The organism is Streptomyces sp. URMC 126 (genome assembly GCF_051386555.1).
Classification (GTDB): Bacteria; Actinomycetota; Actinomycetes; order Streptomycetales; family Streptomycetaceae; genus Streptomyces.
The window spans coordinates 1-21,012 of the sequence record NZ_JBPQTX010000108.1; the positions used below are offsets into that span (position 1 = coordinate 1).

The 21,012-nt window shown below is 72.7% G+C and carries 21 protein-coding genes; 11 read left to right on the plus strand and 10 right to left on the minus strand.

Translation table 11 applies throughout. The annotated features are described in order from the left end of the window. The first annotated feature begins 56 nt into the window (after nucleotides 1–56). Nucleotides 57–743 (plus strand): glycerophosphodiester phosphodiesterase, encoded by a 687-nt coding sequence (locus ACSNOK_RS15435; protein WP_436781235.1) that lies wholly within the window; start codon nucleotides 57–59, stop codon nucleotides 741–743. A gap of 33 nt (nucleotides 744–776) precedes the next feature. Here the strand turns inward: ACSNOK_RS15435 and ACSNOK_RS15440 are convergent, their stop codons facing one another. The 3 genes from ACSNOK_RS15440 to ACSNOK_RS15450 form a co-directional block, all read right to left on the minus strand. Then, a complete protein-coding gene (locus ACSNOK_RS15440) occupies nucleotides 777–1,964 on the minus strand; it encodes a polyamine ABC transporter substrate-binding protein (RefSeq protein WP_436781236.1) in 1,188 nt (395 codons plus the stop codon). Between the two features lie 116 nt (nucleotides 1,965–2,080). Next, nucleotides 2,081–2,701, minus strand: a complete 621-nt coding sequence (locus tag ACSNOK_RS15445) for a Uma2 family endonuclease (protein WP_436781237.1) — start codon at nucleotides 2,699–2,701, stop codon at nucleotides 2,081–2,083. Between the two features lie 111 nt (nucleotides 2,702–2,812). Further along, entirely contained in the window at nucleotides 2,813–4,264 is a 1,452-nt protein-coding gene (locus tag ACSNOK_RS15450; RefSeq protein WP_436781238.1) for a gamma-aminobutyraldehyde dehydrogenase, read from the minus strand. Between the two features lie 165 nt (nucleotides 4,265–4,429). On the opposite strand from ACSNOK_RS15450, the gene ACSNOK_RS15455 reads away from it, so the two are divergent. From ACSNOK_RS15455 to ACSNOK_RS15475, 5 genes are all read left to right on the plus strand, one after another. Then, nucleotides 4,430–4,936, plus strand: a complete 507-nt coding sequence (locus ACSNOK_RS15455; RefSeq protein WP_436781239.1) for an Lrp/AsnC family transcriptional regulator — start codon at nucleotides 4,430–4,432, stop codon at nucleotides 4,934–4,936. Next, nucleotides 4,921–6,303, plus strand: coding sequence for an aspartate aminotransferase family protein (locus ACSNOK_RS15460; RefSeq protein WP_436781240.1), 1,383 nt, complete (start codon nucleotides 4,921–4,923; stop codon nucleotides 6,301–6,303). The genes ACSNOK_RS15455 and ACSNOK_RS15460 overlap by 16 nt, the downstream gene beginning before the upstream one ends. 300 nt (nucleotides 6,304–6,603) lie before the next feature. Further along, nucleotides 6,604–7,341, plus strand: coding sequence for an ABC transporter ATP-binding protein (locus ACSNOK_RS15465; protein WP_436781241.1), 738 nt, complete (start codon nucleotides 6,604–6,606; stop codon nucleotides 7,339–7,341). Further along, a complete protein-coding gene (locus tag ACSNOK_RS15470) occupies nucleotides 7,323–8,546 on the plus strand; it encodes a hypothetical protein (protein ID WP_436781242.1) in 1,224 nt (407 codons plus the stop codon). Before ACSNOK_RS15465 ends, ACSNOK_RS15470 begins: the two co-directional genes overlap by 19 nt. 257 nt (nucleotides 8,547–8,803) lie before the next feature. Next, complete coding sequence (locus ACSNOK_RS15475; protein ID WP_436781243.1) at nucleotides 8,804–8,950, plus strand: hypothetical protein; 147 nt, start codon at nucleotides 8,804–8,806, stop codon at nucleotides 8,948–8,950. 7 nt (nucleotides 8,951–8,957) lie between these two features. Here ACSNOK_RS15475 and ACSNOK_RS15480 read toward each other — a convergent pair whose 3' ends face one another. Further along, nucleotides 8,958–9,809 (minus strand): MurR/RpiR family transcriptional regulator, encoded by an 852-nt coding sequence (locus ACSNOK_RS15480; protein ID WP_436781244.1) that lies wholly within the window; start codon nucleotides 9,807–9,809, stop codon nucleotides 8,958–8,960. Between the two features lie 87 nt (nucleotides 9,810–9,896). Continuing rightward, on the minus strand, nucleotides 9,897–11,279 hold the full coding sequence (locus ACSNOK_RS15485; RefSeq protein WP_436781245.1) for an acyl-CoA synthetase: 1,383 nt from the start codon (nucleotides 11,277–11,279) through the stop codon (nucleotides 9,897–9,899). A 101-nt stretch (nucleotides 11,280–11,380) separates the two neighbouring features. On the opposite strand from ACSNOK_RS15485, the gene ACSNOK_RS15490 reads away from it, so the two are divergent. Then, entirely contained in the window at nucleotides 11,381–11,812 is a 432-nt protein-coding gene (locus tag ACSNOK_RS15490) for a hypothetical protein (protein WP_436781246.1), read from the plus strand. A gap of 421 nt (nucleotides 11,813–12,233) precedes the next feature. Here ACSNOK_RS15490 and ACSNOK_RS15495 read toward each other — a convergent pair whose 3' ends face one another. Next, the gene (locus tag ACSNOK_RS15495; RefSeq protein WP_436781247.1) at nucleotides 12,234–13,625 is read right to left on the minus strand and encodes a cystathionine beta-synthase; all 1,392 of its coding nucleotides are present in this window, start codon (nucleotides 13,623–13,625) and stop codon (nucleotides 12,234–12,236) included. Between the two features lie 183 nt (nucleotides 13,626–13,808). Between ACSNOK_RS15495 and ACSNOK_RS15500 the strand changes: the two genes are divergently transcribed. From ACSNOK_RS15500 to ACSNOK_RS15510, 3 genes are all read left to right on the plus strand, one after another. Then, the gene (locus ACSNOK_RS15500; protein ID WP_436781248.1) at nucleotides 13,809–14,852 is read left to right on the plus strand and encodes an SGNH/GDSL hydrolase family protein; all 1,044 of its coding nucleotides are present in this window, start codon (nucleotides 13,809–13,811) and stop codon (nucleotides 14,850–14,852) included. Between the two features lie 317 nt (nucleotides 14,853–15,169). Continuing rightward, nucleotides 15,170–16,390: an acetyl-CoA C-acetyltransferase gene (locus tag ACSNOK_RS15505; RefSeq protein WP_436781249.1), complete on the plus strand. Its 1,221-nt coding sequence runs from the start codon at nucleotides 15,170–15,172 to the stop codon at nucleotides 16,388–16,390. Between the two features lie 348 nt (nucleotides 16,391–16,738). Beyond that, entirely contained in the window at nucleotides 16,739–17,569 is an 831-nt protein-coding gene (locus ACSNOK_RS15510; RefSeq protein WP_436781250.1) for a hypothetical protein, read from the plus strand. 82 nt (nucleotides 17,570–17,651) lie between these two features. On the opposite strand, the gene ACSNOK_RS15515 is transcribed toward ACSNOK_RS15510, so the two are convergent. Then, nucleotides 17,652–17,981 carry a hypothetical protein gene (locus tag ACSNOK_RS15515; RefSeq protein WP_436781251.1) on the minus strand — a complete coding sequence of 110 codons (330 nt, stop codon included), beginning with the start codon at nucleotides 17,979–17,981 and terminating at the stop codon, nucleotides 17,652–17,654. Between the two features lie 98 nt (nucleotides 17,982–18,079). On the opposite strand from ACSNOK_RS15515, the gene ACSNOK_RS15520 reads away from it, so the two are divergent. Then, nucleotides 18,080–18,310, plus strand: coding sequence for a DUF4287 domain-containing protein (locus ACSNOK_RS15520; RefSeq protein WP_223767193.1), 231 nt, complete (start codon nucleotides 18,080–18,082; stop codon nucleotides 18,308–18,310). 32 nt (nucleotides 18,311–18,342) lie between these two features. Here the strand turns inward: ACSNOK_RS15520 and ACSNOK_RS15525 are convergent, their stop codons facing one another. The 3 genes from ACSNOK_RS15525 to ACSNOK_RS15535 form a co-directional block, all read right to left on the minus strand. Next, a complete protein-coding gene (locus ACSNOK_RS15525; RefSeq protein ID WP_436781252.1) occupies nucleotides 18,343–19,230 on the minus strand; it encodes a Bax inhibitor-1/YccA family membrane protein in 888 nt (295 codons plus the stop codon). A 215-nt stretch (nucleotides 19,231–19,445) separates the two neighbouring features. Continuing rightward, complete coding sequence (gene ccrA / locus ACSNOK_RS15530) at nucleotides 19,446–20,672, minus strand: crotonyl-CoA carboxylase/reductase (protein ID WP_436781253.1); 1,227 nt, start codon at nucleotides 20,670–20,672, stop codon at nucleotides 19,446–19,448. Between the two features lie 66 nt (nucleotides 20,673–20,738). Beyond that, on the minus strand, nucleotides 20,739–21,012 hold a 274-nt coding region (locus ACSNOK_RS15535), incomplete at its 5' end, for an acyl carrier protein (protein WP_436781254.1).

Below are 21,012 nucleotides of genomic sequence, written 5' to 3' on the forward strand. Positions count from 1 at the left end.
GCCCCCGCCACCGGACCCGCCCGCCCCGCGGCACGCGGTCCGGCCACAATGGGCGGATGCCGATGATCACCCGCACCTTCCACGCCGTCGCCCACCGCGGCGACCCGTACGTCCACCGCGAGAACACCCTCCCGTCCATCCGCTCGGCCCGCCGGGCCGGTGCCGCGGCGGTGGAGATCGACGTCCGGCTCACCCGCGACGGCGTGCCCGTCCTGCTGCACGACGCCACCCTGCGCCGGCTGTGGGGCCACGACCGCGCCCTCGCCTCGGTCACCGCCGACGAGCTGCGCGCCCTCACCCGCGGTGGAGTGCCGACACTGCGGGAGACTCTCGCCGAGGACGGCCCGGGGCGGCTGTTCGTCGACCTCCCGGACCCGTCCGCCGCGGCCGCCGCCGTCGCGGAGGTGCACGCGGCGGGGGCCGCGGGGCGCGTCTACTACTGCGGCGGCACCGAGTCCATGCGCGAGGTGCGGCGGGCCGACCCGGAAGCGGAGATCGCCCTCACCCGGACCACCCTCACCCCGCCGTCCCCGGCCCTGCTCGCCGCGGTCCGCCCGCACTGGCTCAACTACCGCTTCGGACTGGTGAGTCCGGAACTGGTCGCCCGGCACCACGCCGACGGCTACCTGGTCTCCGCGTGGACGGCGGACACCCGGCGCTCCATGCGGCGCCTGCTGGCCGCCGACGTCGACTCGATCACGACGAACCGGGTGAGCACCCTCCGGTCGCTGCTGGCCGCCTGAGACGCACCGCCCCCACGGCGCGGCCGGGACGCGTCACAGCCCGATGATCTCGTTCCACTCCTTCGCGAACCCCGGCCGCTCCTTCGCCGAGATGTCGCGCGCCGTCGCCAGCCGTTTCCGCATGTCGTCCGTCGGGAAGACCAGCGGGTTCTCCGCCAGCTCGACGAGCTCCTTGTCCTTCGACGAGGCGAGCACGTCCCGCGCGGCGGGCACCGGGCAGACGTAGTTGACGAACGCGGCCAGCTCCGCCGCCACCTCCGGCCGGTAGTAGTGGTCGATCAGTTGCTCGGCGCTCGCCTTGTGCCGGGCGAGGTCCGGGATCATCAGGCTCTCGGCCCACAGTTCCGCGCCCTCCTCCGGCACCACGAAGGCGATGTCGGGGTTGTCGGCCTGGAGCTGGATGATGTCCCCGGAGTACGCCTGGCAGGCCAGTACGTCGCCCGACGACAGTTCCTTGATGTAGTCGTTGCCGGTGAAGCGGCGGATGTGCCGCTTGGCGACCAGGCGGCGCAGCCGGTCCGTCATGCGGTGGAAGTCGTCGGCGGTCCACCGGGTGACGTCGACGCCGTCGCCCATCATCAGCAGGGTGAACGCCTCGTCCATCCCCGACAGCAGGGTGACGCGTCCGCGCAGGTCGTCCTTCCACAGCTCGGCGGTGCTGCGGATCTCGCGGCCCAGCTTCTTGCGGTGGTAGGCGATGCCGGTGATCCCGGACTGCCAGGGCACGGAGTGCTTGCGTCCGGGGTCGAACGACGGCTTGCGCAGCAGCGGGTCGAGGTGGCGGGCGACGTTCGGCTGCGCGGCCCGGTCCATCTCCTGGACCCAGCCGAGGCGGACGTATCGGGCGCACATCCAGTCGCTGACGACGATCAGGTCGCGGCCGGTGTCCTGATGGTTCATCAGGGCGGGGCTGATCTTCCCGAAGAACTCGTCGTTGTCGTTGATCTCCTCGGTGTACTTCACCGAGACGCCGCTGCGCTTCTCGAACGCCTCCAGCGTGGGCCGCCGGCCGGGGTGGTTCTCGTCGGTGTCGATGTAGAGCGGCCAGTTGGCGAACGTCAGGCGCCGGTCGGTGGCGGAACGATCCTTCGCGGCGCGGTCGCCGGGGGCGATGTAGGCGGCCGGGACTCCACAGCCGGCGAGCGCGGCTCCACCCGCGCCGGCGACCGTCGCGCGCAGCAGGGAGCGGCGGGACAGGTGCTTCACGGGCTTCTCTCGCATGACGGCAGGATGGGGGCGGCGATCTTCTCGGGCAAGGGGCGGGGTGTCCGGAGATCGCGGGTGCCGGCAGACGCTGTGCCGGGCCGTCGATGATACGGGAACGGTGAGGGGCGGGGTCAGTCGCGGGGGAAGTCCCAGGTGGAGAGGGTCAGCCCGAGAAGGGTGGAGGTGAGGTCGACAGGCTCGCCGAAGTCGACGATCAGCTCCGAGTGGTAGCCGCCGTCCTTCGGAGACGTGTGGACGTGGCACTTGGCGGTGTACGGGTCGACGATCAGGTAGACGGGCACACCCGCCTCCGCATAGGCGTCCTTCTTGGGGCCGTAGTCGTTCTCCCGGGTGTCCTTGGAGATGACCTCCGCGATGAACTCCACGTCCTTCGGGGCGTACCTTCCGCTGACACCGCACTTCGCGTCAGTCGCGATCTTGGCGATATCCGGACAGAAGCCGTTGCCGTGCCCGGGGAAATCGATCCGCACATCCGAGTTGATCACTGGTCCACGACCGAAGTGGCTCCTCAGCTGAAATGCGATCTCCAGAATGATCTGCCAGTGCGTTTGACGCTGCGGCGACATGTAGACAGTCCCCCCGACAATCTCGACCTTGTAGCCCTCGGGGACTGGCAGGCGCTCCAGCCGGTCGAACATGTCGTCCAGGAACCTGTCGCTCTGGGGCACGTCGTCCGGGCTGAGCTCTTCGCCGTCGGCCATGTCGATCCTGTCCGTCAGTTCGACTGTCATCGTGCCGCTCCTCCCCACCGCACGTACATCCACGCGCAGCCGCACGGTAAAACGATAAACGCGGGCCCCGGGACACGGCCTGTCCCGGGACCCGCGTTCGTACGCGTCGGGTCAGCCCAGCGACGTCATCACGTGCTTGATCCGCGTGTAGTCCTCGAACCCGTACGCCGACAGGTCCTTCCCGTAGCCGGACTTCTTGAAGCCGCCGTGCGGCATCTCCGCGACCAGCGGGATGTGGGTGTTGATCCACACGCAGCCGAAGTCGAGCCGCTTGGACATCCGCATGGCGCGCGCGTGGTCCTTGGTCCACACGGACGAGGCGAGGGCGTACTCGACGCCGTTGGCGTAGGCGACGGCCTGGTCCTCGTCCGTGAAGGACTGGACGGTGATGACCGGGCCGAATACCTCGTTCTGGACGATCTCGTCGTCCTGCTTGAGGCCGGAGACGACGGTGGGGGCGTAGAAGTAGCCCTTGTCGCCGACGCGGTGGCCGCCCGCCTCGACCTTGGCGTGTGCCGGGAGGCGGTCGATGAAGCCGGTGACCTGGGCGAGCTGGTTGGCGTTGTTGAGCGGGCCGTAGAGCACGTCCTCGTCGTCCGGCTGCCCGGTCTTCGTGTCGGCCGCGGCCTTGGCGAGGGCGGTGACGAACTCGTCGTGGACGGACTCGTGGACGAGCACGCGGGTGGCGGCCGTGCAGTCCTGGCCGGCGTTGAAGTACCCGGCCATGGCGATGTCCTCGACGGCCTTGGCGATGTCGGCGTCCTCGAAGACGACGACGGGCGCCTTGCCGCCGAGCTCCAGGTGGACGCGCTTGACGTCCTTGGCGGCGGAGGCCGCGACCTGCTGCCCCGCCCGGACGGAGCCGGTGACCGAGGCCATGGCGGGCACCGGGTGCTCGACCATCAGACGGCCGGTGTCGCGGTCGCCGCAGACGACGTTGAAGACGCCCTTGGGGTGGCCGAGCTCCTCCAGCACCCCGCCGATGATCTCGGCGAGCAGGACCGTGGAGGCCGGGGTGGTGTCGGACGGCTTGAGGACGACGGTGTTGCCCGCGGCGAGGGCCGGGGCGAACTTCCAGACGGCCATCATCATCGGGTAGTTCCACGGCGCGACCTGGGCGCAGACGCCCACCGGCTCGCGGCGGATGATGGAGGTCATCCCCTCCATGTACTCGCCGGCCGAACGGCCCTCCAGCAGCCGGGCGGCGCCCGCGAAGAAGCGGATCTGGTCCACCATCGGCGGGACCTCTTCGCTGCGGGTGAGGGCCAGTGGCTTGCCGGTGTTCTCCGACTCGGCGGCGATCAGGTCCTCGGCCCGGGCCTCGATCGCGTCGGCGATCTTCAGCAGGACCTTCTGGCGCTCGGCCGGGACCAGGTCGCGCCAGACGGGGAAGGCCTCCTCTGCGGCGGCCATCGCGGCGTCCACGTCGGCGGCGCCGGACAGCGGGGCGGTGGCGTAGACCTCGCCCGTGGCCGGGTTGACCACGTCGGTGGTCCGCCCGTCCGCGGCGTCCCGGAACTCCCCGTTGATGTAGTTGCGCAACCGGCGCGGCTCGGTGGTCACGGTGTGCACCTCTCCTGTGAGATGTCCGACGGGTGAGACGCCCAGCCTAGCCAGGAGGGCCACGCTTTCGATATACCCACCAGCCAGGAGCAACGGAATCAGTTATTCAGGACCCCTGGCGCAACGGATTTCATCGCCTGTTGCTTGTCATACGGCGGAGTCCTCATGCACAGTGGCCGGGTGGCCTCTCGTAACGCAGCGGATTCCAAGGGCGCCCCCGGCGCACCACCCCTCGACGCCGTCTCCCTGGCGATCATCGAGCAGCTCCAGGAGGACGGGCGCCGGCCCTACGCCGCCATCGGCAAGGCGGTGGGGCTGTCCGAGGCGGCCGTCCGGCAGCGTGTGCAGAAGCTGCTCGACCAGGGCGTGATGCAGATCGTCGCCGTCACCGACCCGCTCACCGTGGGCTTCCGCCGGCAGGCCATGATCGGGATCAATGTCGAGGGGGACCTCGACCCGGTCGCCGACGCCCTCACCGCGATGGACGAGGTCGAGTACGTCGTGGTGACGGCCGGCTCCTTCGACCTGCTCATCGAGATCGTCTGCGAGGACGACGACCACCTGCTGGACGTGATCAACAAACGCGTCCGCACCCTGCCCGGTGTGCGCTCCACCGAGAGCTTCGTCTACCTCAAGCTCCGCAAACAGACCTATACATGGGGAACCCGATAGCCGTGAGCAGCAAGGACCTCTCCCAGACGGCGTACGACCACCTGTGGATGCACTTCACCCGCATGTCGTCGTACGACAACGCCCCCGTCCCGACCATCGTGCGCGGCGAGGGCACGTACATCTACGACGACAAGGGCAAGCGCTACCTGGACGGTCTGGCGGGGCTGTTCGTGGTGCAGGCGGGCCACGGCCGCGCCGAGCTGGCCGAGGCCGCCGCCAAGCAGGCACAGGAGCTGGCCTTCTTCCCGGTGTGGAGCTACGCCCACCCCAAGGCGATCGAACTGGCCGAGCGGCTGGCCCACTACGCGCCCGGCGACCTGAACAAGGTCTTCTTCACCACCGGCGGCGGCGAGGCCGTCGAGACCGCCTGGAAGCTGGCGAAGCAGTACCACAAGCTCACCGGCAACCCCGGGAAATACAAGGTGATATCGCGGGCGGTGGCCTACCACGGCACCCCGCAGGGAGCCTTGTCCATCACCGGCCTCCCGGCGCTCAAGGCCCCCTTCGAGCCCCTGGTCCCCGGCGCCCACAAGGTGCCCAATACCAACTTCTACCGCGCGCCGATCCACGGGGACGACCCGGAGGCGTTCGGCCGCTGGGCCGCCGACCAGATCGAGCAGCAGATCCTCTTCGAGGGCCCGGACACCGTCGCCGCCGTCTTCCTGGAGCCGGTGCAGAACGCCGGCGGCTGCTTCCCGCCGCCGCCCGGTTACTTCCGGCGGGTGCGCGAGATCTGCGACCGGTACGGCGTCCTGCTGGTCTCGGACGAGGTCATCTGCGCCTTCGGCCGGCTCGGAACGATGTTCGCCTGTGACAAGTTCGGCTACGTCCCGGACATCATCACCTGCGCCAAGGGCATGACGTCCGGCTACTCCCCCATCGGCGCGGCCGTGATCTCCGACCGGATCGCCGAGCCGTTCTTCAAGGGGAAGAACACCTTCCTGCACGGCTACACCTTCGGCGGCCACCCGGTCTCGGCCGCCGTCGCGCTGGCCAACCTGGACATCTTCGAGCGCGAGGGCCTCAACCGGCACGTGCTGGACCACGAGGCGGCCTTCCGCGCCACCCTGGAGAAGCTGCGCGACCTGCCGATCGTCGGCGACGTGCGCGGCGACGGCTTCTTCTACGGCATCGAGCTGGTGAAGGACAAGACCACCAAGGAGTCGTTCACGCCGGAGGAGTGCGAGCGGCTGCTCTACGGCTTCGTCTCCAGGGAACTGTTCGAGGCGGGCCTCTACTGCCGGGCCGACGACCGCGGCGACCCGGTCGTCCAGCTGGCCCCGCCGCTCGTCTCCGACCAGGGCACGTTCGACGAGATCGAGCAGATCCTCCGGGGCGTCCTCGCGGAGGCGTGGACCCGCGTCTGACGTTCCGGCAGGTCGCGGCGGGGGCCCGCGCGCGCCACGTCGGCGGTGCGCGCGGGCCCCTGCCGCGCACTTCCTGCCCCTTTCCGCCCCTTGGGGCTGTTTCCGCCCCCGCACACCCTCTTCGCACCCTCGCGCCATGAGCCCGATGGGAGGAAAGTGGGCCACTCCTGGACCACTCCCGCGCCGAGCCTGGACCGGGGCTAGGATCCCCGTTCCGTACGGTGCCAGTGACCCAATGGCCCCCGGTTCGTTCACCCGGACAGGGGAACGGACCCTCCAGCGACCCGAGGTGTGCTCGAAATGGTGGCCCCGCCGGACAACGACGTGCTCTGGGCACGCGGCCTGCACTACTCCTACAACGGTTCCCCCGCCCTCGCAGGCGTGTCCGTCGGCATCCGCGAGGGCGAGGTCCTCGCGGTCACCGGGCCGCGCGGCGCGGGCAAGACCACCCTCCTCAAGTGCCTCTCCGGCCAGCTCGTGCCCGACTCCGGCGAGGTGTGGTTCAACAGCGCGCCGGTGCACACCCTCGCCCGCCCGGCGCGCGAGCGGCTGCGGCGCGAGCGGTTCGGCTGGATCGACAGCACCCCGCACCTGGTCCCGGAGCTGACCGGCTGGGAGAACGCCGCGCTCCCCCTGCTGGCCCGGGGCACCGGCCACCGCGCCGCCAAGCAGGCCGCCGCCGAGTGGCTCGAACGCCTCGACGTGGGCGACTGCGCCCGCAAACGGCCCGGCGCGCTGTCCCGGGCCCAGTGCCAGCGCATCTCCGTCGCCCGCGCGCTGGCGTGCGAGCCCACCGTCGTCTTCGCCGACGACCCCACCGCGCCGCTGCACAGCACCGACCGGGCCCAGGTCCTGCGCACCCTCACCACCGCGGCCCGCTCCCACCACATCACGGTCGTCCTCGCGACGCCGGACGACGAGGGCGCCGCGCTCGCCGACCGGACGATCGGCCTCGCCGACGGCCGCCGGGGCGGCGGCATCCCCGCACCGGACGCGCCCGACGGGGAGGGCAGGGCCGCGTGCTCAGTCTCCGCCTGACCCGGGGCGCGCACCCGCTCGTCCTGCTCCGGCGCGTGCTGGTCGCGTCCGCCGCGGCGGGCGCCGCCTTCCTGCTGCTCTGCGCCCTCGGGTACGCGGTGGCGCACCCGAAGCGGCCGGAGGAGGGGGTCGTACGGCTGGTGTGGTGCGCGGTCCCCTGCGCGGCGGTCGTGTACTTCGCCCTGGCGGTGGCCCGGACGGACCCGGCCACCCGGCCCCGGGACGGGCTGGACGCGATCGGGCTCGGGCCGGTGCGGCTCGCCCTCCTGGCGGCCGCCTCGACGGCCGTCACCTGCTGCCTGGGCAGCGGCGCCGCCCTCCTCGCCTACCTGGAGCTGCGGGGCGACCTCGGCGGCACCCCGCTGAGCGGCACGGCGCGCCGGCTGCTCGACGGCGGCCACGCCCTGCCGTGGGCCGCCACCGTGACGCTGCTGGCCCTGCTGCCCGCCGTGAGCTCCGGCGTGTGCGCCCTCGTCCTGCGCCCGCGTGAGGCGGCGCGCAGGCGCCCGGGCCCGGCGCACGCCCGTCCGCAGTCGGACGACGTCTCGGTGCCGCCGCGCGGCGCGCCCGTCCGGCCCTCGTTCGCCGGGCTCCCTTGGGGCATCGCGGTGATCGCCACCGGCCTCGCCCTGGTGGCGTACGTGGGCCACGCGCCCGCGCCCCAGCCGGGGCGGCTGCTCGCGCTCCCCGGCCAGGACGGCGGCGCCTCCCCCGGCCTCCTCGGCGGCTGGCTGCTCACCGTGCTGGGGCTGGTCCTGGCGGGGCCCGGGCTGACGCACTGGTGCGGGGCGGCGCTGGCGGCCGGACGGCCGGGGCCGGTCCGGATGCTGGCCGGGCGCATGCTCCAGGACACGGCGACGCGCCTGGGCCGGCCGCTGGGCGTGCTGTGCGCGGTCGCCGCCGGCGCCCTGGCCGCCGCCGAGCTCTACGGAGTGGCCTGGGAGGACTCGGGGCCCCGGCCGTTCGGCCCGCTCACCGGGCTGGGCGCGGCCGTGGTCATGGCCAGCGCCACGGCCACGGCGATCACCGCCGCTCTGGACACGCGGCAGGTCCGCTCCGAGACCACCGCGGCGCTGCTGCGGCTCGGTCTTCCGGGCTCGCTGCTGCGTGGCGCCGCGGCGGTGCGGACGGTTGCGCTTGTCGCCGTGCTCGGGCCACTGACGTGGGTGGTCGCGGAGCTGGCGGCACTGCCGCTGACGCGGTGAGGGTGCCCCGCTCGTACTCAAACGCCGGACGGGCTGAGTAGTCAGCCCGTCCGGCGTTTGAGGACAGCGCCCGCAGGGCGCTTCGGGGGTGCGGGGGCTTGCGGGACCGGGGCGCCCCACATGACCGAACGATGACGACAACGTCATACCCCGGTATCACCCACCGCTGAGCGCCCGAGTATGACGTGTAGGCGCCCCCAAACCCACTACCGTCGAACCCATCGGGAACGGGGGCGGACACGAGCGGAGGGCCCGGAATGCCGGTCGACAAGCGGGGATTGAGGCGGCGCGCGGTGGTCGCGGCGGTGGCGTTGGTGCTGACGGGGCTGATGAGTCTCCTGGGGACGGCGACCGAGGCGAGCGCGCACCCGCATCAAAAGCACACCGCACAGCAGGCGCGCTGACGGGCCGTCACTCCACGAAGAGCCCCCGCGCCGCCGCCTTGACGTCGAACTCCTCCAGCCGCGCCTGCGCGTCGGGCAGCGCGTCGCACATCGCCTCCAGCAGCACCCGCCCCAGCAGCATCGGCGCGCAGGCGGTGTCGAAGACCAGGCCCGTGCCCACGGCGGCGGGCAGCAGCAGGTCGCTGTGGCGGGCCACGGGGGCGAAAGTGGAGTCGGCGACGGTGACGACGGTGAGCCCGGCGCCCCGCGCGTACTCCAGCGCCTCGACCACCTCGCGCGGGTGGCGGGGCAGCGCGAAGCACAGCAGGACGCTCGCGCCGGCCCGTACCGCCGCGTCCAGGCGGTCGACGAGCAGGCTGCCGCCCTCGTCGAGCAGCCGGACGTCGGGGTGCACCTTGCGGGCGAAGTAGGTGAAGCCGGCCGCCTGGGCGCCGGCGGCGCGCAGGCCCAGCACCGGCAGCGGCCGGGACGCGGCCAGCAGCCGGCCCGCGCGGGCGACGGGCTCGGGGTCGGCGAGCAGCGACGCGAGGTGCCGCAGGTTGTCGATCTCGGCGTGGACGGCCTGCTGGTAGGCGTTGTCCGTGCCCGGCGCCGCCTCGGGCGCCGCCGGGACCGCCTCCCGCAGGTGGCGGCGGAGCGCCGGGTAGCCGTCGAAGCCGAGGGCCACGGCGAAGCGGGTCACGGACGGCTGGCTGACACCCGCGAGCTCGGCCAGCTCCACGCTGGACAGGAAGGGGGCGTCGGCCGCCCGGCGCACCATGCAGTGGGCGATGCGCCGCTGGGTGGGCGTCAGCCGGTGCCCTTCGAAGAGCTTCTGCAGCCGTGCGGTGGCCTCCGGTGCCGCGCCGGTCTCCGTCATCCGCTCTTCCTCTCCCGTCACCCCGGGCCATTCACCCGGCCCATGCTCTGCATGGAATTATGCAGGCATCGGCCGGGCCCGGCGCCCCTAGAGCCCCTCCAGCAGCTTCTTCTGCGGCTTGCCCATCGCGTTACGCGGCAACGCCTCCAGGAACCGGACGCGGCGCGGCCGCTTGTGGACGGACAGCTGCCCGGCGACGAAGTCGATCAGCGCCTGTTCCGTCACCCCCTCCGCCACCACGTACGCGACGATCTCCTGGCCCAGATCGTCGTGCGGCAGCCCGACGACGGCCGCCTCGGCCACCGCCGGGTGGTCGAGGAGCGCGTTCTCCACCTCGCCGGCGCCGACGCGGTACCCCCCGGACTTGATGAGGTCCGTGGAGGCGCGGCCGACGATGCGGTGGGTCCCGTCGGGGTCCAGGGCGGCGATGTCGCCGGTGCGGAACCAGCCGTCGGCGGTGTGGGCGCGGGCCGTGTCCTCGGGACGGCCGAGATAGCCGGAGAAGAGGGTCGGGCCCGACACCTCCAGCTCGCCGATGCCGTCGCCGCCCTCGACCGCCGCGATCCGGGTGCGCGTCCCCGGCAGCGGTACGCCGACGCGTCCCGGCACCCGCTCCCCGTCCGCCCGCGCGGCGACGGTGATCAGCGTCTCCGTCATGCCGTACCGCTCGACGGGCCGCTGCCCGGTCAGCGCCTCCAGCTCGCGGAAGACGGGCGCCGGCAGCGCGGCGCTGCCGGAGACCAGCAGCCGCGCCCCGGACAGCCGCCGGGCGGCGGCGGGGTCGCGGACGACCCGGGACCACACCGTCGGCACCCCGAAGTACAGGCTGCCGCCCGCCGCCGCGTACGCCTCGGGCGTCGGCCGCCCGGTGTGCACCAGCCGGCTGCCCGTGCGCAGCGCCCCCAGCACACCCAGGACGAGCCCGTGCACATGGAACAGCGGCAGCCCGTGGACCAGGGTGTCCTCCGCCGTCCACGCCCAGGCCTCGGCGAGCCCGTCGAGGCAGGCCGTGATCGCGTCGTGCGGTATCAGGACGCCCTTGGGCGCACCGGTGGTGCCGGAGGTGTAGAGGATGAGCGCGGGGCGGTCGGGGTCCGCGGCCCGCAGCGGGTGGTCGGCCCGCTCCCGGACGTCCACCGGGACGGAGGCCGTGCCGTCCTCGTCGGCCTCGCCGCCGAGGACGAGTTCCGCGCCGGAGTCGCGCAGGATGTGCCGCCGTTCGACCGGGCCGGCGTCCGGCGGGAGCGGCACCACGGGCACCCCGGCGAGCAGCCCGCCGACGACCGCGACGGCCGTCTCGGCGGTCGCCGTCGCGCGGACGGCGACCCGGGCCGCGCCGGCGATCCGGTGCGCCACGGCCCCCGCGGCGCCGAGCAGGTCCTCGCGGGAGAGGGTCCGGCCGGCGAAGGAGAGGGCGTCCGGCCGGTCGGCGGCGCCGTCGGCGAGGGACGACAGGAGGGCGGCGGTCACGGGCTGCTCCTTCCACGGGCCCGCCCCGGGGACGGCCCCACTGCGGATACGGGTGCTGACCCCACTGACGGGGGTCACGGGCCGACCGTACCGTTGTCGGCATGAGCGGCCACGACCCAGACCTGAAGCCCGACCTCAAGAAGGACCTCGACGCGTCCCTCCAGGCCCGCAGGGAGCTGGGCGCCGACTACGAGGCCGAGCTCGTCGACTCCTTCCTGGAGAAGGTGGAGAGCAAGCTCGACGGCGCGGTGGAGCGGCGGCTGCGCCGCCAGGCCGCGGAACGGCAGATGACGGCCGCGCGCGGCGGCGGGTCCGGCCCGGGCGGCGAGTTCGGCACCTTCGGCGAACGGTTCGGCTTCGCCTCGGTGACGCTGGTGCTGGCGATCCCGCTGTCCGCGATCGGCGTGGCCAACGCCGGGCTGGCCGGCCTGCTGGTGACCTGGGCCGGGATCGTGGGCGTCAACGCGGTGCAGGTGATGCGGGGGTTCCCGTGGCAGCGGAACCAGGACCGCGGCGGCTCGGAGTGGGACTGACGGACCCGGCGGCGGCGTACGGCACGACGTGAGGCGAGCGGCGGGGCGCCGGCCGCGCCACGGGCGACGGGACGGGACGGATTGCGCGGGGGCCGCCGCACCCCGGGCCGAGCCCGGGGCCGGGACGGCGGCGGTCCCCCGCGGGGACGCGGCCCGGGCCGTAGGGCGCCGGCCGCCGCGTCCGGACGGCCGTGGAGTCCGGGAGCCGCTCCGGAAGTCCAGCCGTCGCACCGACGTGCCGCCCGGGACGTTCCCGTCCCCGCGGCACGTCTCCAGTGTGGCCGGGCCGTGTTAAGTCCGTGCTGCCGTCACGTGACACATACGTTCCTTTTACGGAGCGGGGGCGCGTCTTGACGGGCCCCCGACGCGGCCGGGCCGCTGGCCCGGCTCCCACCGGCCCGGCGGCCCGCAGGCCCCGCGGTCACTTGCCGCCGTTGCCCTCGGCCAGGAAGGCCAGCAGGTCCTGACGGCTCACCACACCGGTCGGCTTGCCCTCGACCAGCACGATCGCCGCGTCCGCCGCGCCCAGCACGGCCATCAGGTCGCCGACCGGCTCGCCGGAGCCGACCTGCGGCAGCGGCGCGCTCATGTGCTTCTCCAGCGGGTCGGAGAGCGAGGCCCGCTGGGTGAACAGGGCGTCCAGCAGCTCCCGCTCCACGACGGAGCCGATGACCTCGGCGGCCATCACGTCCGGGTGCCCGGCGCCCGGCTTGACGATCGGCATCTGCGAGACGCCGTACTCGCGCAGCACCTCGATCGCCTCGCCGACCGTCTCCTCCGGGTGCATGTGCACCAGCGAGGGCAGGCCGCCGTCCTTGCGGCGCAGGACGTCGCCGACGCGGGCGGCGTCGCCCGGCTCCTCCAGGAAGCCGTAGTCCGCCATCCACTCGTCGTTGAAGATCTTGCTGAGGTAGCCGCGGCCGCTGTCCGGCAGCAGGACGACCACGACGTCGTCCTCGGTCAGCCGCTCGGCCAGGCGCAGCGCGCTGACCACGGCCATGCCGCAGGAGCCGCCGACCAGCAGCCCCTCCTCGCGGGCGAGGCGGCGGGTCATCTGGAAGGCGTCCTTGTCGGAGACCGCGATGATCTCGTCGGTCACCGTGCCGTCGTAGGCGGTCGGCCAGAAGTCCTCGCCGACGCCCTCGATCAGGTACGGACGGCCGGAACCGCCGCTGTAGACGGAGCCCTCGGGGTCCGAGCCGACCACCTTGACCTTGCCGCCGCTGACCTCCTTCAGGTACCGGCCGGTGCCGCTGATCGTGCCGCCGGTGCCGACGCCCGCGACGAAGTGCGTGATCCTGCCGCCGGTCTGCTCCCACACCTCCGGGCCGGTGGAGTGGTAGTGCGACAGCGGGTTGTTCTGGTTGCTGTACTGGTCCGGCTTCCAGGCGTTCGGGATCTCACGGACCAGCCGGTCGGACACGTTGTAGTACGAGTCCGGGTGCTCCGGATCGACGGCGGTGGGGCAGACGACGACCTCGGCACCGTAGGCCCGCAGCACGTTGATCTTGTCCTGGGACACCTTGTCCGGGCAGACGAAGACGCACTTGTAGCCCTTCTGCTGGGCCACCATCGCCAGGCCCACGCCCGTGTTGCCCGAGGTCGGCTCGACGATGGTGCCGCCCGGCTTCAGCTCACCGGACTTCTCCGCGGCCTCGATCATCCGCACGGCGATGCGGTCCTTCACCGATCCGCCGGGGTTGAAGTACTCGACCTTGGCCAGCACGGTCGCCTTGATGCCCTCGGTCACGCTGTTGAGCTTCACGAGCGGGGTGTTCCCGATGAGCTCGATCATCGAATCGTGATACTGCACGGTGGTCTCCGCGGTCGGGGGCACTAGCGGTTCGTCGCGTGCCCGTACAACCAGCCTATTCGGACGATTCGAGGGCCGAGTGCACCAGTGACGCGTTGCACTGACCGGTGCTCGGGGCACGTAGCTATCAGCACGGTCGAGCAAGGGTGCAGAGCGCTCGTGGAGCGGGAGGAGACCCGCCTTATGTCCATGTCGAGGGCGAGGGCCGCGCGACGGATCGCGGCGGCGGCGGCGTACGGAGGCGGCGGCATCGGGCTGCTGGGCGGGGCGGCCCTGGGGCTGCTGCTGACCGAGGTGGCGCTGGCCCGACGGGTCGTCGGAGGCAACCAGGACGTCCCGCCGCAGGCGGACGGCCGCTACGGATCGGCGTTCGTCCACCGGGCCGGGAACGACCCGCTGGTCCTCGGCATGCTGGGCGACTCCACGGCCGCGGGCAAGGGCGTCCACCGGCCCCGCCAGACCCCCGGGGCCCTGCTGGCCACGGGGTTGGCGGCGGTCGCCGAGCGGCCGGTGGAGCTACGGAACGTGGCGTTGTCCGGCGCCCAGTCCTACGACCTGGAACGGCAGGTCACCCTGCTGTTGTCCGGTCACGACCGGGCCCCCGACGTCTGCGTCATCATGATCGGCGCCAACGACGTCACCCACCGGGTGCCGGCCGCCCGCTCGGTCCGGCTGCTCTCGGAGGCCGTGCGCCGGCTTCGCGAGGCGGGCTGCGAGGTGGTGGTCGGCACCTGCCCCGACCTGGGCACGATCGAGCCGGTGTACCAGCCGCTGCGCTGGCTGGCCCGGCGCCTGAGCCGCCAGCTCGCGGCGGCCCAGACGATAGGGGTGCTGGAGGCGGGCGGGCGCACGGTGTCGCTGGGCGACCTGCTCGGGCCCGAGTTCGAGTCCAACCCCCGGGAGTTGTTCGGGCCGGACAACTACCACCCGTCGGCGGAGGGCTACGCCACCGCCGCCATGGCCGTGCTGCCCACGCTCTGCGCGGCGCTCGGCCTGTGGCCGGAGGACGAGGAGCGGCCGGACGTCACCCGCCGCGAGGGCATCCTGCCGGTCGCCCGGGCGGCGGCCCAGGCGGCGGCCGAGGGCGGCACCGAGGTCACGGCCGCCCGCGGCCGCTGGGCCCTCCTCAAGCACCGCCGCCGCCGACAGCTTCCCCCGGCCGAGGGGCCGGAGGGCCCGGGGAACGGGCCGGAGCGGCACCATGTGTGGCACCGGGTGGGGCGGTAGGGCGCCCCGGCCCCGCGACCCGGAAACCGCGCTCCGCGCGGTTGTCCTCAAACGCCGGACCGGCTGTATCAGCCCGTCCGGCGTTTGAGGACGAGCGGCGAAGCCGCGAAAGCGGGGTCTGGGGCGGCAGCCCCAGCAGCGCAGCGGGGGCGGCGCCCGCCCCACACCCCGGCGCGGAGCGACAATGGACGGGAACCCCGCCGTGACCCGGCCCGACGGCCATGAGTCCCGCATCACAGCCGCGGCCTCGTGACCTTGACCTTACGTGCGGGTAACTTCACCGGAGTCCTGCCGTCGTCGCGTCGACTGGAGCCGTGATGCCCGAAGCCGTGATCGTCTCAGCCGCCCGTTCCCCCATCGGCCGGGCCTTCAAGGGCTCGCTGAAGGAGATGCGGCCGGACGACCTGACCGCCACGATCATCCAGGCCGCCCTCGACAAGGTCCCCGGCCTGGACCCGCGCGAGATCGACGACCTGATGCTGGGCTGCGGCCTGCCCGGGGGCGAGCAGGGCCACAACCTCGCCCGGATCGTCGCCGTGCAGATGGGCATGGACCACCTGCCCGCCACCACGATCACCCGCTACTGCGCCTCCTCCCTCCAGACCTCGCGGATGGCCTTCCACGCGATCAAGGCGGGCGAGGGCGACGTGTTCCTCTCGGCGGGCGTCGAGATGGTGTCCCGGTCAGTCAACGGCTCGTCGGACGGCATGCCGGGCACCCACAACCCGCTGTTCGCCGACGCCGAAGCGCGTACCGCGGCCCGCGCCGAGCAGGGCGGCGAGGGCTGGCACGACCCGCGCGAGGACGGGCTCGTCCCGGACGCGTACATCGCCATGGGCCAGACCGCCGAGAACCTCGCCCGCCTCAAGGGCATCACCCGCGAGGAGATGGACGAGTTCGGCGTCCGCTCGCAGAACCTCGCCGAGCAGGCCCTCGCCAAGGGCTTCTGGGCCCGCGAGATCACCCCGGTGACCACCCCGGACGGGACGGTCGTCGGCAAGGACGACGGTCCGCGCGCCGGCGTCACCATGGAGGGTGTCAGCGCCCTCAAGCCGTCGTTCCGCCCGGACGGCCTGGTCACGCCCGGCAACTGCTGCCCGCTGAACGACGGCGCCGCCGCCCTGGTGATCATGTCCGACACCAAGGCGCGCGACCTGGGCCTCACCCCGCTCGCCCGGATCGTCTCCACCGGCGTCTCGGCCCTCTCCCCCGAGATCATGGGCTACGGCCCGGTCGAGGCGAGCCGCCAGGCGCTGAAGCGGGCCGGCATGACGATCGACGACATCGACCTGGTCGAGATCAACGAGGCCTTCGCGGCGCAGGTGATCCCGTCCTACCGCGACCTGGGCGTCGACATCGACAAGCTCAACGTCAACGGCGGCGCCATCGCGGTCGGCCACCCGTTCGGCATGACGGGCGCGCGCATCACCGGCACGCTCATCAACTCGCTCCAGTTCCACGACAAGCAGTTCGCGCTGGAGACGATGTGCGTGGGCGGCGGGCAGGGCATGGCGATGGTGATCGAGCGACTGAGCTGAGGCGCAGCGGAGGGTAGGGGCCGCCTGGCCGTGCCGATATGCGGCTCCGCCGCGTGGCGAAGGCGGCACCTGCCCGCAGCGAAGCCGAAGCTCAGCGCGACCGGGAGAGGTGTGCGGACGAGCCGAGGCGGTCTCCGCCCGCGCGGCTTCCCGTTCGTGACCCAATCTCCCCCAGGATGTGACCAACGTCCCGGGGGAGATTCGTTTCCCCAGGTCAGATATGTTGAACTCCCAACCTCCGGGCCCTAAGTCCCGCCGGTTTCATGACGTTTTGCACTGGGGACCGGGGAAGACGCGCGCGAAGCTGAGGTAGGAATTCGGGGACCGACAGCAACCGGGAGTACGTCAGTGAGCGCCATGTCCCTTGCCCTGCTGCTGGCCGCCGCCACTGCCACCGCCGCGGGTACCGCCGCCCTGTGGACGACCCGCGGGCTGCGCCGGCAGATCCACGCACTCCGCGCCGACCTGGCCGAGGCCCGGGCCGGGCGCACCGCCGCCACGACGGTCCCGGTCGCGCGGACGGCCCCCGCCGAGGAGGCCGGCGTCGTCCTCTCCGACATACGGGCCGCCGTCGCCGACGCGCTCGCGGAGGAGCGCGAGCGGGAGCTCGCCGAGGCCCGGGCGTTCTGGGCCGCGCAGGAGGCTCTCGACCTGGGCGGCGCGGCCGACGCGCCGTCCCTGCTGTCGGGTCTGCCGGGCGTCGTGGACGACACGGCCGCGGCCGACACCCCGTACGGCGACGTCCCGCAGACCCCTTTCCCGTACCTGCCCCGGCAGACCGACGCCGTCGCGGCGGACGAGGCGGAGTCCCCCGAGCTCGCCGCCGCCCGCCGCCGGCACCCCTCGCATCCGGACTTCTCGCCCTCCGGCGCGCCGGTGGGCGACCACGAGCGCACCGTCGAGCGGCTGGCCGAGCTCGCGGAGGCCGGTGTGCCGCTGGCGGACGTCCGTCCGGGCCCGCTGGGCACCCTCGACGTCTACGTCTTCGCCGACGGCACCACCGTCTGCATGACGCCCGGCCACCGGGAGACCGCCGAGAGCCTGGCGCACGCGCTGCGCACCGGGGAGGCGCCGGTGCTGCTCGGCGGCTCCGGTGTGGCGGGCGCGTACGCCCTGACCTTCGGCTGCGCCACGGGCAACGTCTACGTCCTCGCGGACCGGGTCATCGCCTCGCTGTGACCTGAGCCGGCCCGGCCGGCCGCACCGTGGACCTCACCGGGCCCCCGCCCGGCGCCGGCTCCGGGCGGCTTCGCGGAACGCCTCACTGGAGGCCGCACCGCCGGGCCGCCTCCGTCACCAGCTCCACCGCCTCGGCCACCGCGGCCCCCGGCCCGCCGCCGGCGGCCAGCGCCTCGGCCAAGTCGTGCCCGGCGACGGCCACTTGGTCCGCCACGGCGAACATCCCGGCGTCCGGCATCTCGCGCGGCGCGGCGTCCCCGGGCTCCTCCATCCGCTGGGCCCGGGCCGCCAGCTCCCGGGCGAGGGCCAGCGCCTCGGCGGCGGCCCCCCGGCTCAGCCGGGACTGGGGCAGGGCGCGCAGGCGGTCGGCGAAGGTGTCCACGGCGGTCAGCAGAGGCGTCACATCATCCACGCCCCGAGACTATGCGGCGCCCACCGACTGTTGCCAATGGCTGAACACTCGGGCACGGTGACATGAAGGACCATCATCCGACGCGTCCGGAGGCGCCGATGTCCTACGTCATCTCCGACGAAACCCACCGGAACCTGCTCTCCCGAATCCCCCACTGCACCGGCCGAGAAGTCGCCGACTGGATGCGCACGGTCGACGAAGGCCCCTCCCTGTCCCGGTTCGAGGAGAAGGTGAGCTGGCTGCGCGGAGAACACGGTCTCGCCTACGGCCACGCCAAGGCGATCGTGCACGAGTACGACCTCCGACGGGCCGCGCGCAGGCTCCTGTAGCCGCGGGCGGCCGGTCCGCACCCCCGCGGAGACTAGTCGTCGCTCATCACCAGGGCGATGACCCGCAGCAGCTCGGTGTAGATCCACACCAGCGACAGCGTCAGACCGAACGCGGCCAGCCACGACTCCTCGCGCGGGGCGCCGTACTGCACGCCGTCCTCGACCTGCTTGAAGTCGAGGGCGAGGAACGCGGCGCCGAGCAGCACGCCGATGACGCCGACGAGGATGCCGACCGGGCCGGTGCGGAAGCCGAGGCCGTCACCGCCGCCGAACACGGCGAACAGCATGTTGACGACCATCAGCAGCAGGAAGCCGATCGCGGCACCGGCCACGAAGCGGTAGAACCTGCGGTTCACGTTGATGATCCGGGCCCGGTACGCGACGAGCACACCGGCGAAGACCGCCACCGTGCCCAGCACCGCCTGCATCGGGGCGCCCTTGGCGACCTCGTTGTAGGCCTGGCTGATCACACCGAGGAACAGGCCCTCGAACACCGCGTAGCCGAGGATCAGCGCCGGGGAGGGCTTCGCCTTGAAGGACTGGACGAGGCCCAGCACCATGGCGATCAACGCGGCGCCGAAGCCGAGGCCGACCGGCAGCTTCAGGGCCCACGCCGCGCCGGCCGCGACGACCACCAGGCCCAGCGTGATCGCGGTGCGGCTGACGACGTCGTCCATCGTCATGGCGCCCGGACGGGTCTGCGGCATGCCCTGCTGCAGGTCGGGCGCGCCCTGGGCGTACGGGTTGGTCGGCTGGCCGTACGGGTTGCCCGCGTACGGGTCGGTCGGCTGCGCGTACGGGCTGTTCGCGTAGGGGTTTCCCTGCGTCGCGGACCCGGACGGCGGTGCCGCGTTGAAGTTCGCGTAGCCGCCTCCGGGAGTGAACCCCCGTCGCGAGAAGACCGGGTTCCTGCTCCTCATTTCACTCCTCCATGGCCACCCTGCGCGGCCTTGCCGTCAAGGGTAATAGGTAGGCAAAGGAATGGCTCTCGTGCTGTGGGACGATCTTTTGACTCAGACCTCTCCTACCAGAGAACGCGATACCCAAACAGCGGGTTCCGCCGCGGACGGCCGAAAGCCGGGCGGTCCGTCCGAAGACGTCCCGCCCGGCCCGTTCCCGCGCGCCGTACGCCCGGTCAGCCCTCGACGGCGTTCACCCGGACGGCCATGTTCCCGGACGGGTGCCGGTTCTCGTACATGAGCTGGTGCGCCCGGCCGGTGTCGGCGAAATCACCGGTCCAGGACAGGCACGGGTCGAGTTTTCCGCTCGCGGCGAGTTCGATGACCTGGCGGCACTGCCGGATGTTCGCGAAGTGGGAGCCCTGCAGCCGCTTCTGCCGCATCCAGAGGAATCGCAGGTCGAGGTCGCCGTTGTAACCGCTCGTGCCCCCGCAGATGACGACCATTCCGGCGGTGTCGCACAAATACATCGACGTGGGAATGGTGTTCTGCCCGCTGTGTTCCAGCACGATCCGGGGCGCCCGGCGCTCGCCCAGGATCTCCCAGAAGCGGTTGCCGAAGGCGCGGGCGCCCTTCATCCACTTGGCCATGGCGGCGTTGTCCGAGGTGTCGGGGAGCCGGCCCCAGTGGTCGAAGTCGTTGCGGTTGATGAAGCCCTCCGCGCCGAGCTCCAGGCAGTGCTTGCCGCGCTCGTCGTCCGAGACGACGGCGACGGGGATGCCGCCGCGGATCCGGGTGATCTGGATCGCCATCGAGCCGAGGCCGCCCGCGCCGCCCCAGATCAGCACCGGGTCGCCGGGCTCCACGGTGTGCGGGGGCCAGCCGCAGAGCTGGCGGTAGGCGGTGGCGCCGGTCAGCAGGAAGCAGGCCGCCTCCTCCCAGGAGAGGCTCTTCGGCTTGGGGTGGCACTGGAAGTCCTTGACCAGGGCGTACTGGGCGAAGGTGCCGTAGTTGGTCTCGTAGCCCCACGCCTTCTGGGTGACCGACGTCATGGGGTCGGCGCCCAGCCGGATGTCCTCGGCGGTCTCGTCCCAGGTGCAGCCGGAGAGGGTGACCTCATCGCCGACCTTGACGGAGGTGACGCCCTCCCCGACGGCCCAGACGATGCCGGACCCCTCGGAGCCGCCGATGTGGAAGTCCTCGGGCTCGCCCTTCTTCTGCCGTCCGGCCACCACGTCGTACGGGTAGCCGAGGGAGGCCCACACATTGTTGTAGTTGATGCCCGCGGCCATGACGTAGACGAGCACCTGCCCGCGGCCGACCGCCGGCACGTCCACGACCTCCATGGCGAAGCCCTGGGACGGCGGCCCGTAGCGCTCCGGGCGGATGACCGACGCGTGCATCCGCGCCGGAACCTCGCCCAGGGGCGGCATCTCGCCGATGTCGTACAGGTCCTTGGTCAACTCATCCTCCACGTCGGGTGACTGGCGTCACATGCGTCATGCGGTACGGGTGGGCGGCCGGGTGCCTCAGGCAGGGATCTCCGCCGCGAGCTCCCGGGCCAGGGACGCGGTGGTGGTGCCGCGGGCCAGGCGGGCCACGGGGAGGGAGACGCCCAGCTCCCGTTCGAGCCGCTTACGCAGCTCCGTGGCCATGAGCGAGTCCATGCCGAGCCGGTGGAACGGCTTGTCGACGTCGAGCCGGCCCGCGCGCATCCCCAGCACGGCGGCGACGTGCTCGGCCACCCGCTCGGCGACCGGGCGGTCGGCGGCGGGCTTCGCGGCGGGGGTCTCGGCCGGGGCG